General features: G+C 44.0%; 15 protein-coding genes. 1 reads left to right on the top strand and 14 read right to left on the bottom strand.

Annotation, left to right across the window (positions count from 1 at the left end):
• Positions 1-37 precede the first annotated feature (37 nt).
• The 11 genes from RDN93_RS11460 to RDN93_RS11410 all read right to left on the bottom strand — a co-directional run bounded on the left by RDN93_RS11460 (position 38) and on the right by RDN93_RS11410 (position 14,086).
• Positions 38-331, bottom strand: coding sequence for a PG0541 family transporter-associated protein (locus RDN93_RS11460; protein WP_308745659.1), 294 nt, complete (start codon positions 329-331; stop codon positions 38-40).
• Between the two features lie 12 nt (positions 332-343).
• Positions 344-3,502, bottom strand: a complete 3,159-nt coding sequence (locus RDN93_RS11455; RefSeq protein ID WP_308745658.1) for an efflux RND transporter permease subunit — start codon at positions 3,500-3,502, stop codon at positions 344-346.
• A gap of 30 nt (positions 3,503-3,532) precedes the next feature.
• On the bottom strand, positions 3,533-4,549 hold the full coding sequence (locus tag RDN93_RS11450) for an efflux RND transporter periplasmic adaptor subunit (RefSeq protein ID WP_308745657.1): 1,017 nt from the start codon (positions 4,547-4,549) through the stop codon (positions 3,533-3,535).
• 33 nt (positions 4,550-4,582) lie between these two features.
• Positions 4,583-5,929 carry a TolC family protein gene (locus tag RDN93_RS11445; RefSeq protein ID WP_308745656.1) on the bottom strand — a complete coding sequence of 449 codons (1,347 nt, stop codon included), beginning with the start codon at positions 5,927-5,929 and terminating at the stop codon, positions 4,583-4,585.
• A 44-nt stretch (positions 5,930-5,973) separates the two neighbouring features.
• Positions 5,974-6,630 (bottom strand): TetR/AcrR family transcriptional regulator, encoded by a 657-nt coding sequence (locus tag RDN93_RS11440; protein ID WP_308745655.1) that lies wholly within the window; start codon positions 6,628-6,630, stop codon positions 5,974-5,976.
• Between the two features lie 352 nt (positions 6,631-6,982).
• On the bottom strand, positions 6,983-8,482 hold the full coding sequence (hutH, locus tag RDN93_RS11435) for a histidine ammonia-lyase (protein ID WP_308745654.1): 1,500 nt from the start codon (positions 8,480-8,482) through the stop codon (positions 6,983-6,985).
• Positions 8,479-9,108, bottom strand: a complete 630-nt coding sequence (locus RDN93_RS11430; RefSeq protein WP_308745653.1) for a cyclodeaminase/cyclohydrolase family protein — start codon at positions 9,106-9,108, stop codon at positions 8,479-8,481. Before RDN93_RS11430 ends, hutH begins: the two co-directional genes overlap by 4 nt.
• 24 nt (positions 9,109-9,132) lie before the next feature.
• Entirely contained in the window at positions 9,133-10,386 is a 1,254-nt protein-coding gene (gene hutI, locus RDN93_RS11425) for an imidazolonepropionase (RefSeq protein WP_308745652.1), read from the bottom strand.
• A gap of 14 nt (positions 10,387-10,400) precedes the next feature.
• Positions 10,401-11,303 (bottom strand): glutamate formimidoyltransferase, encoded by a 903-nt coding sequence (gene ftcD / locus RDN93_RS11420; protein ID WP_308745651.1) that lies wholly within the window; start codon positions 11,301-11,303, stop codon positions 10,401-10,403.
• A 27-nt stretch (positions 11,304-11,330) separates the two neighbouring features.
• Positions 11,331-13,328, bottom strand: coding sequence for a urocanate hydratase (locus RDN93_RS11415; protein WP_308745650.1), 1,998 nt, complete (start codon positions 13,326-13,328; stop codon positions 11,331-11,333).
• A 116-nt stretch (positions 13,329-13,444) separates the two neighbouring features.
• Entirely contained in the window at positions 13,445-14,086 is a 642-nt protein-coding gene (locus RDN93_RS11410) for a DUF6563 family protein (protein ID WP_308745649.1), read from the bottom strand.
• Between the two features lie 301 nt (positions 14,087-14,387).
• Between RDN93_RS11410 and RDN93_RS11405 the strand changes: the two genes are divergently transcribed.
• A complete protein-coding gene (locus tag RDN93_RS11405) occupies positions 14,388-16,226 on the top strand; it encodes a hypothetical protein (protein WP_308745648.1) in 1,839 nt (612 codons plus the stop codon).
• A 9-nt stretch (positions 16,227-16,235) separates the two neighbouring features.
• On the opposite strand, the gene RDN93_RS11400 is transcribed toward RDN93_RS11405, so the two are convergent.
• The 3 genes from RDN93_RS11400 to rplQ all read right to left on the bottom strand — a co-directional run.
• A complete protein-coding gene (locus RDN93_RS11400) occupies positions 16,236-16,784 on the bottom strand; it encodes a hypothetical protein (protein ID WP_308745647.1) in 549 nt (182 codons plus the stop codon).
• A gap of 103 nt (positions 16,785-16,887) precedes the next feature.
• The gene (locus RDN93_RS11395) at positions 16,888-17,283 is read right to left on the bottom strand and encodes a hypothetical protein (protein WP_308745646.1); all 396 of its coding nucleotides are present in this window, start codon (positions 17,281-17,283) and stop codon (positions 16,888-16,890) included.
• Positions 17,284-17,432: 149 nt separating this feature from the next.
• Positions 17,433-17,914, bottom strand: a 482-nt coding sequence (gene rplQ / locus RDN93_RS11390) for a 50S ribosomal protein L17 (protein WP_308745645.1), incomplete at its 5' end; no start/stop codon positions are given.

Here is a 17,914-nt window from a genome sequence, read left to right as displayed (position 1 = left end):
ATTCTCCTTTCCGTTTATTTATCCGGCAGACCGGTCATCAAATGGTTCGCTCAATGTTCCACACAAATGCGCGCAAGCCTAATTGTTCCGTTTCCATGTCCATCCGATGCAGGGTGTCAAGCAACGGATCTACTTTATGGTCTTCGACTACAGTGATGATAGCCGAACACATACTTGGCCAGGCATGACTGCCGAAATGCGGAGTACCCGTCTTCGAGCCACGTCCCTGTACCTTTTCAAGGTATGTGAAACCACGGCAACCCAAACGGTCGAGCAACGCCATGATTCGTTCGTAATAAGCCTGGTCGAATGTGATCAATACTGATTTCATATTTCTTTTCTGTTATTTCTTAATAATGGTGCTTTTATTCTCCTGAAAATAAACGTCCAGTTCGCGTTGATGGCGAAGTTTACGACGGCGGTTCTTGATACCTGTTCCCGCAAATACACAGTACAAGGTAGGAATCAGAATCAATGTCAACACGGTAGATACCGTCAGACCACCAATTACGGCAATCGCCATCGGACTCCACATCTCAGAACCCTGTCCGCCACCGATAGCCATCGGAATCATACCGAGAACGGTGGTAGCCGTGGTCATCAATACCGGACGGAGACGGCTCTTGCCGGATGTCACCACAGAGTTGATGACTGCCAGTCCACGCTCACGACAAAGGGTGATGTAGTCGATAAGCACAATACCGTTCTTCACCACAATACCAATCAACATGATACCTCCCAGCAAACTCATGACGCTCAATGTGCTGCCCGTGAAGAACAGTGCCATCAATACACCACTAAATGCAAACGGCAGGGAGAACATGATAATGAACGGATAGGTCAATGACTCGAACTGCGCCGCCATTACGATGAATACAAGGATAACAATCAAGATACCGAGTGTTCCCAAATCACGGAACGAATCCTGCTGGTCTTCGTACGAACCGGAAATCTGAATGGTTACTTCGCCCGGAAGATCCATCTTGTCAATGACCTTGTTACCGGCAGCTACCACGTCGCCCAACGGGGCGCCGGAGATAACGGCAGAAACGGTCACGATACGTTCACGGTCTTTACGCTCAATGGTAGGCGGCGCGAAACGTTCGACTACTTTTCCGACATCTTTCACACGGACAGCCTGTCCCTGGGCATTGTAGATAAGGATATTCTCCAAACTTTCCAGACTTGTACGGTACTCGGGAGCATAGCGCACCTTGATATCATACTCGTCTCCGTCTTCACGGTATTTGGAAGCGACTGCACCGTTGATACGGTTGCGCAAATAATTACCGGCTGTCGACAGGTTCAGTCCGTGCATAGCCAGTTTCTCACGGTCGAAGTCGACTTGATATTCCGGTTGGTAATCGCTACGGCTGATATTGACCTCGGTTACTCCTTTCACTTTCAGCAGTTCGCGTTTCAGACGGGCTGCCACGCTATCGGTCATGGTCATATCGTATCCGTAAACCTCAAAGTCAGCGCTCGCCTGAGCGGACATACCTGTGTTACTACCTCCGAGGATTACCTGTGCCTTGCTGAATTCCGGATAGGCTTTCAAATCTTCACGCATCTCATCACAGACCTTTTCCAGACTGATATTACGGTCGCCCGGGTCTACCAAGCTGATATTGAATGAGATAATATGAGAACCGTTGTCCTGCATGGAAGCCCATGTATTATCCGAGTCGGCCTGACCTACTGTGTAGTTACAGACTTTCATAATGTCCTTATACTTCGTCAACCATTGATTGGTCAGTTTTTCCGAAAGTTCCTGCGCTATCTCTTTACGTGTACCAATCGGCAACTCAAGTTGCACGGCAATACGTGCATTATCCTGTGCCGGGAAGAATTCCGTACCGATGCCTTTCGCGCACAGCAAACTGATAATAAAGAAAGCGATACATCCCACGATGACAACCGGACGATGACGTACCGCCCAATTCAGCATCTTCGCATACCCGGCATCGAGCCCGTCCAGTACTTTCTCAATCGGAGTAAAGAAGAGTTTGAACATCTTCGACGGTTTCTTCTGCAAACGAAGCAACTGGGAACAGAGCATCGGTGTCAATGACAGCGCAGCGACCGTAGAAATAAACATGATGGCACACATCATCCAACCCAACTGTTTGAAAAGCACACCGGACATACCACTCACCATCGTCAGCGGGAAGAATACGGCAATCATGGTCAGCGTAGAAGCGATCACGGAAATAGCCACCTCATTCGTACCATGCACAGCCGCCTGTTTCGGGTCGGAACCGCGCTCGATATGTGTCGTAACGTTTTCGAGTACCACAATCGCATCATCCACCACCATACCGATAGCGATAGAAAGAGACGAAAGCGAGATGATATTAATCGTATTTCCACTGATTGCCAGGTAAATGAATGAAGCAATCAACGAAAGTGGAATGGTGATACAGATAATCAGCGTCGCACGCCAGCGTCCCAAGAAGAGGAACACGACTATCACAACGAACAACAAGGCATATGCCACGGTTTCGGTCAAACTGTCGATCGTATTCAAAATATTATCGGACGTATCAACGATAACACCGATTTTCACATCACTCGGCAAGTTCTTCTGAAGTCTCGGCAAGGCATCCGCCACCTTCTTGGAGATTTCCACCGAATTGGCTCCCGACTGTTTCTGAACAACAATCATAGCACCTTGCACACCATTATTATAGGTTTCCTGTGCGCGTTCTTCTACGGTATCGACAATTCGGGCTACGTCCCGCAAAAAGACGTTTGCCCCATTGTTTGTACCCACCACAACATCTGCCAACTGACGGGAATCTTTAAACTCTCCTTCTACACGCAACGCGTAGGTTTCACTACCAATATCGAAGTTACCGCCGGGAATATTCTTGTTCTCGGCACCAATAATAGAACTGATTGTTTCGATAGTCAAGTGGTATGCTTCCAGTTTGTTCGGGTCACAATACACCTGAATCTCACGCTGCGGCGCACCACTGATAGACACGGTTCCTACTCCCGGAATACGTGCCAGCGGGTTAACCACGCGGTCGTCCAATATTTTATAAAGAGCGGACTGACTCTCATTAGCCTGCACGGAAAGCAACACGATAGGAATCATGTCCGTACTGAACTTGAAGATAATCGGATTCTCGACATCATCCGGAAGCTGCGAGCTTACCATGTCGAGTTTATCACGCACATCATTGGTGAGGACGTCAATATCATTACCAAACTCGAACTCCAACGTAATCAAAGACATATTCTCGGAAGAACGAGAGGTAATATGTTTCAAGTTACTCACCGCATTCAAGGTATTTTCGAGCGGGCGAGTCACATTATTTTCTATATCCGAAGCACTTGCACCGGGATAAGCGGTCATTACCATAATCGTATTTGTATCAATGTCCGGATACAAGTCGATAGGCAATTTGGACAAAGAGAAAAGACCAAAGATCACTACTGCGAGGAAGCAGAGCGAGGTCATAATCGGTTTCTTAACCGCACCTTCGTATAAACTCATGTTTAATAGGTTTTATATCACATTATAAACTTATTTCTCAACTTCCACTTCCATACCGTTCACCAAACGTGACTGGCCGGCAACTACAACCTGAGAATTATCGGGTACACCGGATTTCAACTCGTACTCCGCACCCATACGTCTACCTAACTCTACTTTATTATAAGATACTTTGCCATCTTTATAAACGAATACATAACGGTCACCGGAACCTGCCTGTTTCACGATAGCCAGATCGGGAACAACCACGTTGTCGGCCGTACCGAAGTTCAACGTTACACGGGCAAACATTCCAGGACGTACGCGCTGGTCTCTGTTGTCCAGTCTGATTTCTACCTGGAATGTACGGGTAGCAGCGTCTATCGTAGGATAAACCAGATTAATGGTTCCTGTGAATACTTCATCACCATATACATCCAGTTTCACGTCTACCGGCGCACCTTTCTTCACTTTTGTAAAGTAGGTTTCGGATACATTGATAAGGAGTTTCACCGGAGTAATTTGTTCTACGACCAATACCGGCTCTCCCCCACTGTACATATCACCGTTATCATAGTTGCGCGCAGTAATTACACCACTAATCGGGCTCAGCAAAGAAGTGTTCTCCAACAGATTCTTATAAGCTGTCTCTGTCACGTCAAGTTGCATCTTTGAAGCATCCCATTCTGATTTGGATGCACCGCCCACTTTATAAAGTTCGTCGATACGGTTAAATTCGATTCTCTGATTATCCAGTTGCAACTTTGTCTGATTCAGGTTAGCTGCATCCATCTGCACTAATTTCTGTCCTTTGGATACGCGGTCGCCCACCTCTACAAAGATCTTGTCGATACGTACGGGAGATGAAGGAGCGATATTGTTTTTCACTTCTGCTTCTACCGTTGCCGTATAATCTTGTATCTGCTCTACGGGACGAGCTTTTACCTCTGCCAGTTTCACGATGGGTTTCGCGTCCACGTGTTCCACAGTAGCTTTGTCTTTTCCACCTGTACATGAGCCCATAAACACAGCTAACAGCAGGGCTACTAATTGGATACCTTTTTTCATATTCCTTAGTTGTAATTTTTTAGTTGTCTATCTTTATTCTTTTCCTAAAATCTGGTCGAGGTCTGCCTTAGCAACCAGATAATCATATATTGACTGATTGTAAGTGAGTTGGGCTTGCGTCAGTGCCACTTGAGAACTGTTGAGTTCAAGCACCGTACCTTTACCTACATCATAACGTTTTTCGGCAATCACCACCGCTTTCTTAGCCTGCATTATATTTTCTTTATTGCTGACTACCTGCTCTGTGTTAGCAGCCATATTGTTACGGCAACTGACAATCTGCATATTCAACTGTCTTTCCGTATCGATACGGTTCCAATCAAGCTGGCGCATCTGAATACGGGCGGATTTTACTTTCGTAAAGTTGCTTGCCTTATACAAAGGAATGCTGAGATTGAACATCAGGCTCGAACTGTTGCTCCAATTATAATCGAAGAAGTTGATATTCGGATTATACAAGGATTGATAGTTGTAGGAGAAACTCATCGAAAGAGTCGGCATAAAGTTTGTTTTCAAAGACTTGACGTTCTTCTCTAATAACTTCATGTTCAAGTCCAACTGTTTCATAGTGGTATTGTTGTTCAGATTTACGTTCTCTTCCTTCAATTGGTTGGCAAACATAACCATCTCGTAATTAGTCAGACTATCATTAATCTTAATCTCCACATCGGCAGTAATGCCCATCAACACTTTGAGCTGCAACTTAGCCAAAGTCACTGCGTTGGCTGCCGAAATCAGGTTCGGTTTGATGCTGCGCATCTGCACTTCCGCACTGATTTTATCATATTCGCTCACAGTCCCCTGCTGATACTTGGCATTGACAACATTATAATTGTCTTCTGCCAGTTTGTAACTGCCTTGAAGTACTTCGTAACTGTCTTGTGCAAGCATCAACTGATAGTAGGCTTTACTTACCTGATTCACCAAATCCAGTTTGGAAGCGCGCGACTTCTCTACTGCAAGTTCGATATCTGTCTTTGTCATTGACATGGCACGGTACACACCCGGCACAAACAAAGGCAGATTTATGCTCAATCCGGCATTGGCGGTGTTCGTACCGTCCTGTCCCATCTTGAACGACATATCATTCAATTTCATTTCGGCTGCCTTGATTGTATGATCCACAGAGCCGGCGATGCTGGCTTCGGGCAACAGACTTTGCCATGCTTCCTTACCGGCTACTTTCTTCAAAGCAATCTCTTCTGCCGCCACTTTCATTGTCGGATTCTCATCCAAGGCAATTTCCAAGGCTTTGTCTAAGGTTAAGGTCAGCGTATTCCCCGCCACCTGAGTCTCCTGAGCTTTTGCAAAGCCAAACGCACAGAACACTACAGCCATCAGAAGAATCTTCTTACCTGTCGGTCTTTTCATTTTGTTCATAAACTGGTTTCTAATTAAATCTTTAATTGTTTGTCAACAGAACCTCACTCTTGCTTTTCGCCCATGCGGTTCTTACGATATTCTTGTATAAAATCTTCTAATACCTTTGCTCCTTTCTCTGTAGAAATGCCACGAATATAGGTAAACATAATAGACTCGTACACTTCTATAAAAGGATATTCATTGCAAACATCGGTATTCAGCAATACGTCAAACTGCTCACGTACCAACATATTGACAATAGCAAAATTCACATCTGAACGAAAAATACCCTGGTCTACCCCCACCTTAAAGAAGGACATTGTTTTCACCGAATCACTGTCCTGCCGGGCTCTCATTATCTCGTATACCTTCGGATATTTCTTGATGTCCTCAAAAAAACGTTTATTCGTCTGATGAAACACTTCAATGCTTTTCTGAAACACTGCAAGTATCACTTCCAGCACATTGTGCGATTCCTCATATACCTGCTGCAAATACCTGTCTCTGTCTGCCTGTGCCTTCAATATGCATTCTCTCAACAACGACTCCTTATCCGCAAAGACTTCGTAGAGCGTACGTTTGGATATACCTAATGCTGCCGCAATATCGTCCATTGTAATACTCCTGATACCTTTCGTTCTGAAAGCTTCCATTGCCGTCACCACGATTCGTTCTCTTAATTCTGCTCTTTGGGAAGCGTCTTTTCCATGCTCTGTCATCGTTCGTTCTTCTTTATTGTTTTAATGCAGTTTTCGTTTTATCTTCATTTACAGAGGAAAAACGGAACAAAGATAAATAGAAAACTCAATTAACAAATTAAGTTTCCACGTATTTATAGTCCATTTGAGAATTATTATCATTCAATGGACTCATATGAAAACAAGTGTTAAGAGGTAATATGGAACAAATACACGGCAAAGGTAGGAAGTAAAAGAATATGGAGTAAAGTTTTATCGCTATCAGAAGGGTTCTGACCGATAAATGCCGGATAAACGCCGATAAAAATCGACGCTTACCCGGCAATAACAGTCGCCCATATTAACGAAAATAGAAAAAGGGATGGGTTTATGGTTAATATTCTATTTGATTCCTTTTCAGGAAGGCAACTGTTTTATGTATCTCCTTGTACATCACAATGTCATCTTTCACAAAGGGCACTTCTTTCCTGTAAGCATGAAGGAAACGCTCCAGAACGGGAGACGTTTTCAGCGGACGACGGAAGTCGATACCTTGTGCAGCGTTCATCAGTTCAATGGCAAGAATATGTTCAAGGTTATCCATTATTTTATAGAGTTTGGTGGCGGCATTGGCGCCCATACTCACGTGATCTTCCTGTCCGTTGGAAGAGACAATGGAATCGCTTGATGCGGCATAACAGTACATTTTATTCTGGCTGACCATCGAAGCGGCGGCATATTGCGGAATCATGAAACCGGAGTTCAGGCCGGGATTGGCTACCAGAAATTCAGGCAGTCCGCGAAGTCCCATTATCAGTTGGGAGACGCGGCGCTCGGAGATGTTTCCCAGTTCGGCCAAAGCAATAGCAAGAAAATCATAAGAGATGGCAAGCGGTTGCCCATGGAAGTTTCCGCCTGAGATAATCCGGTCTTCGTCAGGAAAGATGGTGGGATTGTCTGTGACAGAGTTGATTTCTGTCAACAGGACAGAAGCAACGTAACGAATCGCATCTTTCGTGGCGCCATGCACCTGAGGGATGCACCGGAAAGAATAAGGATCCTGCACATGTTCTTTATGACGTTCGATAAGTTCACTGCCGGCCAGTAGTTTACGGAAAGCTTCGCCTGTCTCAATCTGTCCCTGATGGGGGCGGATTTGTTGGATACAGTCCATAAACGGGTCGATCCGGCCGTCAAAAGCTTCGAGGGAAAGGGCGGCGATGAGGTCGGCTTTCTTCGAGATGCGGAAAGCTTTGAGCATGGCGAATACACCGTTGGCACTCATGAATTGTGTGCCGTTCAGCAATGCAAGCCCTTCTTTACTCATCAGTTTGACAGGTTCCCAACCAAATTCGTCGAGAACGCTGATAGCCTCACATTTCTTTCCTTTATAATAGACATCACCGACACCAATCAGGGGAAGGAAGAGATTAGCCAGCGGGGCGAGATCTCCGGATGCTCCGAGAGAACCGCGGTCATAAACGATAGGCATGACGTCATTATTGAAGAAATCGAGAATACGCTGTACTGTGATAACTTGTACGCCACTATGTCCGAGAGAGAGGGCGTGAGCTTTCAACAACAACATCAGTTTGATAATGACCGGGCGGATTTCTTCGCCTACGCTGCAAGCATGACTCTTTATCAGGTTTTCTTGGAGTGTACCCAGCTCGCCGGAAGAGATGTTCTTGGTACATAAAGAACCGAAACCTGTTGTTATGCCATACAGGGGCTCTTCGGAAGAAGCTATCTTACAATCAAGGTAGTCACGGCATTTCTGAATACGTAGCTTGGCTTCGGGAGCTAATTCCAGTTTTAAGTTCTCGTTAATAATCCGTTCGATGATTTCGAAGGTTAATTCACCGGAACCGACATGGTATACATTCTTACTCATACGCGCAAATCTTGATTAACGGCATCCAGTATTTCTTTTTCTTTCTGACAAGCAGCCTGCTCTATCTTATCGGCTTCAGCTTGCAGTTGGATGACAAATTCCCGGTCTTTGAGCGAACCGAGGTTGATACGAACATTCAACAAAGCACCTAAAACGGCAGAACGAGCGGACATCATGGCTACGCAGGCATCGGTAACGGCATTTCGATTGCCGAAACGGGCTACATCAGCGATAATTGCCATCATATCAAGGGCTTTCCGGGCTACTTCCAAAGGGATGAGAGCAGCTTGTTTGGTTGCTTCCTGAATAGCAGCACTTCGGACGGCTTTTTCTTCATCGGTTGTTTTGGGAAGTTTGAAGCAAGCAAATACTGCATTGTAGGCTTCGGAGTCTTTATCGATAAGTGCGATAAATTCGCCTAACAGGCGGAGAGTGATTGTTTGTGCGTGCTGCATTAGTTCTTCGCTGATTTCATAGCCTTTCTTACCTACGGTCAACCTAGTTACCATTGTGGAAAGGGCGGAAGCTAATGCACCACTTAACGCAGCAATACTACCACCACCGGGCACAGGGTCACTGCCAGCCACTTTATCTAAGAAATCTTTTACGGTTAAATCTGCTAACATGGTATTCTATTTTTTAGTTAGTTATTAATTGGCAGGATATAACATACCACCTTTTATAGTCATTATTACGCTGTTCATTCCTATATAGTAAGGCAGGATGTGATAGTCTCCGGAATTCAGGACAACAAAATCGCCTTGTTTGCCGACTTCAATACTGCCGATACAGTCGGCTCGCTGAAGGGCAGCAGCACCGTTCAAGGTCAGGGCAGTGATGGTTTCTTCCACACTCAGTTTCATGTAGATGCATGCAAGGGCGATGGTTAAAGGGATGGAGCCGGAGAAGCAACTGCCCGGATTCAGGTCGGTAGCAAGAGCTACGGCACAGCCGGCATCAATCATTTCACGTCCACGTGCATAAGGTTCTTTTAGGGCAAAAGCTGTCAAAGGTAACAGAGTGGCCACTACGCCAGTATCAGCCATTGCACGAATACCGGCATCGGAAGCGTGCAACAGATGGTCAGCGGATAAAGCTCCCAATTCGGCGGCTAATTCTGCTCCACCGAAAGAAACTATTTCGTCTGCATGAAGTTTCAGCAGAAAACCTTGGTCTTTGGCAGCTTGGAGTAGGCGACGGGATTGTTCGATGGAGAAAACGCCTTGTTCACAAAAGACATCACAACATTCGGCGAGTGCGTTTGCACGGACGACAGGAAGCATTTCGTGAATCAGAAAGTCGATATAGGCATCACTTCTTCCTTTATATTCTTTTGGAAGAGCATGGGCTCCAAGGAAAGTGGAAACGATGTCGACACGTTTATGCTCGTCATTATTCAGGCTACGCATTATTTTGAGTTGTAACAGTTCGGTTTCACGGTCCAGACCATAGCCACTTTTTCCCTCTACTGTAGTCACTCCCATCGTGCTCATCTTTTTCAGAAATGTTTCGGCCGCCGAACGAAGTCTCAAGAAATTCATTTCCCGCGTTGCTTTGACGGTACTGGCAATACCGCCGCCACGTTCCATAATGGACATATAGCTTTCACCTTTCAGACGCCATGAGAATTCTTCGGAACGTTCTCCGCCGAATACGAAATGGGTATGGGAATCGACAAAGCCGGGTAGCAGACAATGGCCGCGAGCGTTGTAATGCCAGTAGTTCTGATAGTAGCCATCGCGGTCTTCACCACGGTTTTCACCGACATAGGTGATGATTCCTTTGGTTACTTCCACAGTCCCGTTTTCTATGATTTGCAATTGCGACATCTCTTCACCTCTACGGGCAGAAAAGCCGATAGGGGTGACAATACGGGCATTGAATATAATCAGGTTTTCACTCATATAGTTACTTTTAGTTATTCCATGATGCGCGCTTCCAAGACTTGTTGCATCGAGAAGTTTTCCAGTCCGAGGTAGTAGGAAGCTGTGTCGATCAGGGCTTCCATCGGAACAAGACCGATTATCTCACTGCCGACAATCGTGACACCATAGCGGCGAGCTTCGATACGGACTAATTCGAAGACACGATAGAGTGCGGTACGGGTGTAGTCGGTCATATTGATGGATACCTGAGTTATGTTCCGCTCTTTCAACTCCACTCCCATCGCTTTGACATAGCGGAACCCGCCATTGATATGGCGGATATTCTTGGCTATCTTAGTAGCTATTTCAAGATTATCCGTGCTCAAATTGATGTTATAAGCGACAAGCGGCATACGGGCTCCGATGGCTACGGTTCCCGCGGTGGGATGACGTTCGGCGGGACCGAAATCCGGTTGCCATTCGGGAAGTTTTATTTTCTCAGCCATTCCTTCAAATTCGCCTTTGCGAACGGCAGCCAGATTCTCCCGGTGCGGTGCAGTGGCAGACTTTTCATACAGGAAGACAGGAAGGTTGTATAACTCGGCTACACGGGCAGCAACTTCTTTCGACAGGGTGATTGCTTCTTCCATCGTAGTGTTTTTAATCGGGATGAAAGGGACAACGTCCACTGCTCCCATACGGGGGTGTTGCCCGCTATGATGATTCAGGTCTATCAGACGGACGGCAACGCCAACAGCTTCGACCACTGCGTCACGCAAAGCTTCAGGTTCGCCGACAAGAGTGACGACCAAACGGTTATGATCCTCATCGTTACTATAATCAAGTAGTTTTACGCCTGCTTTTCCACGGAAAGAAGCTACTATTTTATCAATTTTCTCCAAATCACGCCCTTCACTAAAATTGGGGACACATTCAATGATTTTGTTCCAGCTCATAATAAATATCTATCTTATGGTTACATCTCAAAGAATCGCATTTTGCGCGACAACTTTCTCTATTAATTCTTCATCTGCCAGATATGGCATGGTTATTTGATAGTCTCCGGCATGAGATTCGTTAAATGATTCACTAGTTTCTATCGCATGCGGATTGCGAGCCCAGGAACGGCGTGCTACTCCCCCCATTACATCCCAAAGCATGGCGGAACGGAGTATTTCATCTACTCGCTCACTGCCATCACATACCATACCAAAGCCACCGTTGATCGCTTTTCCAATACCGACTCCACCGCCATTGTGCAAAGCTACAAGGCTCATTCCACGGGCACAGTTGCCGGCAAAGCACTGCACAGCCATATCCGCCATCACATTGCTTCCATCTTTTATATTCGATGTTTCCCGGAAAGGAGAATCTGTTCCACTCACATCATGGTGATCCCGACCTAACATGATGGGACCTACTTCTCCACGGCGAACCATTTCATTGAAACGGAGTGCGATATTCATCCTTCCCACAGCATCCTGATAAAGGATACGTGCCTGAGTTCCTACTACCAGTTGGTTCTTTTCCGCATCTCGTATCCAATTATAATTATCTAAATCCTGTCCACGCCGATTGACATCGATACATTCCATGGCTGCATGGTCTGTTTTTATCAGATCTTCATGTTTCCCACTCAGGCAAACCCAACGAAAAGGACCGTAACCGTAATCAAAGAGTTGAGGTCCCATAATGTCTTCCACATAGCTCGGCCAAATGAAACCATCTTTCTCATCCACACCGTTGCGAGATATTTCTTTTACTCCGGCATCATAGATCGCTTTCATAAAGGAGTTTCCATAATCGAAGAAATAGGTTCCCCGAGCTACCAGCTTTTTAATAACTTCAAAATGACGATACAGAGATGCATCTACCAACTGCCGGAATTGTTCGGGAGACTCATGAAGAAGTTGCGTACGTTCTTCAAAAGTCAGTCCGACAGGACAATAACCGCCTTCGTATACGGCATGGCAAGAAGTTTGATCAGATAATAGTTCGATGAGGATATTTCTCTGTTCGGCGTATTCGAGCAGATCGACTACATTTCCGTGATAGGCTATTGAACAGGGTTCGCAACGTTGCATCGCTTCGTTTGCCATCCGATAGGCTTCTGCCACGTCCTCCGTGATATGTGCCACCCATCCCTGACGATAGCGTGTTTCGATACGGGAACTATCTACTTCGGCAATAATGGAAGCTGCTCCGGCTATCTCTGCGGCTTTAGGTTGGGCTCCGCTCATTCCACCCAAACCGGAAGATACAAACAGATGTCCCCGCAAATCTTTATCTTGCGGTATGCCGAGTTTCAAGCGCCCGGCATTGAGTAATGTATTGAATGTACCATGAACAATTCCCTGAGGACCGATATACATCCAACCGCCAGCTGTCATCTGACCGTAATTGGCAACTCCCATTTGGGCAGCAATATGCCAATCGTGCTGATTGTCGAATTGGCCTATCATCATAGAGTTGGTTATAATAACACGGGGGGCGTCAGGACGGGAATGAAAAAGTCCTAAGGGATGACCGGATTCAATCACCAGAGTTTGTTCTTGAGTCAGTTCTTCCAAATATTGTTTTATCAGGCGATATTGCATCCAGTTCTGGCAGACTTGTCCGGTTTCACCATATGTGACAAGTTCGTAAGGATATAGAGCTATATCAAAACTGAGATTATTATCAATCATCACCTGAAAGGCTTTACCTTCCAGGCAACGACCGCGATACTCGTCTATCGGCTTTGCTTTCAAATCACCTTCAGGACGAAAGCGGTATCCATAAATCCGGCCTCGAGTACGCAGTTCCTCCATAAATTCAGCAGCTAATTGTTCATGCCATTCAGAGGGGATATAACGCAATGCGTTTTTCAATGCTGTAACTGTCTGAGCCGGGGTAAGTGTATAACCACGGTCGGGAGCTCTCCGGATACCTTCTACAAACCCCGGATAAGATGGGAGCGTGTTGCCAAGAGTTATTTTCATAATAAAACAGATTAAGGATTACAAACTGTAAGTAACACCGTCGTATAACTCTTCGCAAGATAGAAAAAAAGGAGATAAAAGGCAAGAAAAACAAAGATTTTATTATCAGAAAGTTATTATTCCTGTTTATCCTGCAATTCCAGCAAATATTTAAAAGTATGTTTCGCTTCCGGACTAGCATCTTTTAAATAGGCTTGTTTCAGTTCGGGATATTTTTTCAATAATCCAAGCATCTTGTTTTTGTCTAGAAATTCAACCTTTCCTGTCTCTGTATTCAATTCATAGCAGACGCGTTTTGTGACCAAACTTGAAGCTGCAATGGCATCACCGATATTTCCACCCAACTTAACATCATCTTCTTCTACGAAATTTCCACCGACAACGGAACCTAAAGGCATGGCACAGAAATAGATTTTCTTATCCAATTGAACAGCCGGAGCATACCAAGCTCCAAAACGCAGCTTTTTATATCGCAACTTACGACAATTCAAATATAAATTTCCTTTTTCATCACGCACGGCAAAACAGCGTTTTTTCAACCGTCTCCCCATAGACTCATCACTACCTGCCGTTATCCGATAATCGGCCCCGCCTGACAGCACTATCTGATTCCGGGAACGCTTTTCTACCCGCAACACAGCAACGGTATCGCCATCCTGAGCAAGCAACTCTTTTAAGTTGGAATAAATAATATTCTGCGCAATTAACGGAAAGCTAACCACGCTCATCAACAACAATAAGATACATCCTTTCTTCATAGACCACCCTTCTTTCCTGCCTAAACTCATTTTAGTGTGGAAAGTTATAAATTTTAGCGGAGAAATGCAAGGAGAAATACAAAAAGATCGAAAAAAGGAACAGGATACCAACATTTACTTTCCTGCCCCCGTTACTCTTACTCTACATACATTATCAGAAGAGATATACGAATGATTATTGCTGAATCTATATTTCAATCGTCACCCGTTAATAAACGGTAAATTTGCTCCCGACTAAAACAAGCTCTTATCTTGACCGTTACGAATTATATTACCTTTGCGAAAAAGTATTGAATTTATCATGGAAAAACTGGAACAGATTATTGCTATATATCAACAAGTCATTCAAGAAGCAGAATTGGCATTACAAGATGCCCGGAAACGTATCTATTATATCAGTCTTTTGCGATTGATTTTATTCGTTGGTGCCATAGCTGGTGCCATCGTCTTTTGGTCTGACGGATGGCTGTATATTTCTGTATTTGCTGCCCTACCTTTTATCTTATTTATTTGGCTGGTAAAACGCCACAATTTTTGGTTTCAACGGAAGGATTTTCTAAAGAAGAAAATAGTAATCAATGAACAGGAATTGAAAGCCATTCAATATGATTTCTCTGATTTTGATGCTGGTGAGGAGTATATTGATCCCGGACATCTCTATACATTCGATCTGGACATATTTGGAGAACGTTCTCTCTTCCAATATATTAATCGGACGTCAACGCCTGTCGGCAAACAGCATCTCGCCAACTGGTTCAATACCCATTTGGAAGCTAAGGAAGCTATCAAGCAACGTCAAGAAGCTATTCGCGAATTGTCAACAGAACTGGAATACCGACAGCAAATCCGTTTGCTTGGATTATTGTATAAAGGAAATCCTGCTGATACTGCTGAAATCAAAGAATGGGCCGACAGTCCGAGTTATTACCGGAAACATACATTATTACGTATCATCCCGACAATAGTAAGTATCATCAATCTCATATGTATAAGCCTTGCTTTTGGGAACATTTTACCTGCCAGCGTTGCCGGTGGTGCATTTATAAGCTTTGTAATATTCAGTTCTATCTTTTCCAAAGGAATCACCAAACTGCAAACGACCTATGGTGAAAAGCTGCAAATTCTCTCCACATATGCCGATCAGATTCTTCTTACGGAGAAAAAAGAAATGCAAAGTCTTGTATTGAAACAATTAAAGACGAAACTTACCAATCAAAATCAAACTGCTTCTCAGGCAGTCCGGCAGCTTTCCAAATTAATGAATGCTCTTGACCAACGGAATAATCTGCTGATAAGCAGCATACTCAACGGTCTTATATTTTGGGAACTACGTCAAGTAATGAGAATTGAACAATGGAAAGAAATACATGCCGGCAATCTTCCACGCTGGATAGAGACGATTGGGGAAATAGATGCTTACTGTTCCCTAGCTACATTCGCATACAATCATCCCGGATATATTTATCCTGAGATTTCCTCACAGTCTTTCCATCTGCAAGCCAAAGCGCTCGGTCACCCTTTAATGGGGCGTAACAAATGCGTACGCAATGGAATAGATATCGACAAACGTCCTTTCTTCATTATTATCACCGGAGCAAATATGGCAGGTAAAAGTACTTACTTACGTACAGTAGGTGTGAATTATCTCTTAGCATGCATAGGCGCCCCCGTTTGGGCTGACCGAATGGAGATATATCCGGCACGCCTCGTCACCAGTCTCCGCACCAGTGATTCATTGACCGATAACGAATCTTATTTCTTTGCCGAACTGAAACGGTTAAAACTAATCATAGATAAACTGGAAGCAAGGGAAGAGCTTTTTATTATCCTCGACGAGATTCTGAAAGGGACGAACTCCATGGATAAGCAAAAAGGTTCTTTCGCTCTCATCAAGCAATTCATGAATATGAACGCTAATGGTATTATCGCTACTCATGATCTTTTGTTAGGGACTTTAATAGACTCCTTCCCGCAGAATATCCGGAACTATTGTTTCGAAGCAGATATAACAAATAACGAACTTACCTTTTCTTACCAAATGAGAGACGGAGTCGCCCAAAATATGAATGCCTGTTTCTTGATGAAAAAAATGGGGATAGCCGTTGTTGACGACTCCCCCCATCTTATGCATGAAAATTAAAGTTCTATTTTATATCGTATTCTGCTTACATCTTGATAGAAAAGCTACCACAGCGGAAGCTCCATCATTTGTAAAATATTGCACAGATGTTATCGGCTGATAATTATAAGGCACAAACTGGAACAATTGTACGGCTGCGAACTTCTTGTCTTCAGAAAGTATCACGTCCATACGTATATTACCACTTGACGCGCTTTTAATAGCTGTTCCGGCTGAAAATGAACCAGAATTGACTAGATTCGTCAAAGAGTCCATATGCTTCAAATCAAAGAATATGCAGTGTTCTTTAGTTACACTTCCAGTAGGTAAATACACAACTTCCTTGGATTTCCAGAAAAGACGGAAAATACCCATCAGGAACAATCCTGTTCCAAGTACCATTAAAGCCATACTAATTGTAGAAGACTTGTCTTCCAACTCAAAGGTAGAACCAAAGGCCAAAATACCGACCAATAACATTACAGAAGAGATTAAAACTCCGGAAACACTGGTACGTTTAGCGATATCGGGATGTGAAGATGCAAATATAGTAGCATCAATAGCTTGAGTAGTTGCCATAATATAAAGTTTAATTTATTAGTAAAAATATAAAGATAAGAAAGACAACCAGCATACATATACACTAGTAATCATAAAAGAAATAATACCAATAAATAAACGGCTAAATAATGATATGCCTTAAAGTAAATACATAGTATTCACTCGAAGGCTGGCAATAATAGGAAGTTGTAGTGTCATAGATCCGCCCCAAATGTTGTGAAAGGGAATTATCACGCTCAGCACAGCATTGCAGCAGATTCTTCAATGTAGTGAAGTACTCACCAAGTTGCACACGCTGGATACGTGTCACAGATATTTGATGACTTTGCAAATTTGTCAATTCGGCTACAGGCGAACAAGGAAACTCAGGAGTACTAATCTGCCCATGTTGTATTACTGAATATGTGATATCATTCTCTGCCTGTCCCACTGTTTTTTCAGTGAAAACATTGCCTGCGATCCCGTGAAGGGCAACTGTCAGCAACAGAAACAATATTACCTTTACAAATTTTGCCATATTCTTCTGCAAATATAACAGATTCTACTTATGAAAAGTTCATTCGGGATATCTTTTAATTTATCTTAGTATTAGCAAACAAGCTCCCAACAAAAAAGGCTAGCCCATTCGGAATAGCCTTTTTTATATCTATAAGAATAATTATTAAATTATTCTGCTGATTCTGCTTTTGGTTCTTCAGCTTTCGGAGCTTCAGTTGCAGGTGCTTCAACAGCAGCAGGAGCAGCTTCGACATTCTTCTTAGAACGACGAGTACGAGTAGCTTTCTTAGCAACTTTTTCTTTTGCCATGTTTTCATTGTAGTCAACCAACTCAATGAAGCACATTTCAGCATTGTCACCCAAACGGTTACCAGTCTTGATGATACGAGTATAACCACCCGGACGATCAGCAATCTTAACAGAGATTTCCTTGAACAATTCTGTTACCGCAATCTTATCTTGCAAATTGCTAAATACAACACGACGAGAGTTCGTAGTGTCTTCTTTAGACTTGGTAATCAAAGGCTCAACAAACTTCTTCAAAGCTTTCGCCTTTGCAACAGTCGTAGTGATTCTTTTGTGCTTGATCAAAGAGCAAGCCATGTTAGATAACATAGCACTTCTATGAGAAGCAGTACGACCTAAATGAT

Origin of the sequence: uncultured Bacteroides sp. (assembly GCF_902491285.1) — a bacterium.
Classification (GTDB): domain Bacteria; phylum Bacteroidota; class Bacteroidia; order Bacteroidales; family Bacteroidaceae; genus Bacteroides.
The sequence above is the reverse complement of the archived record's forward strand: the minus strand, read 5'-3'. Positions and strand labels throughout refer to the sequence as shown.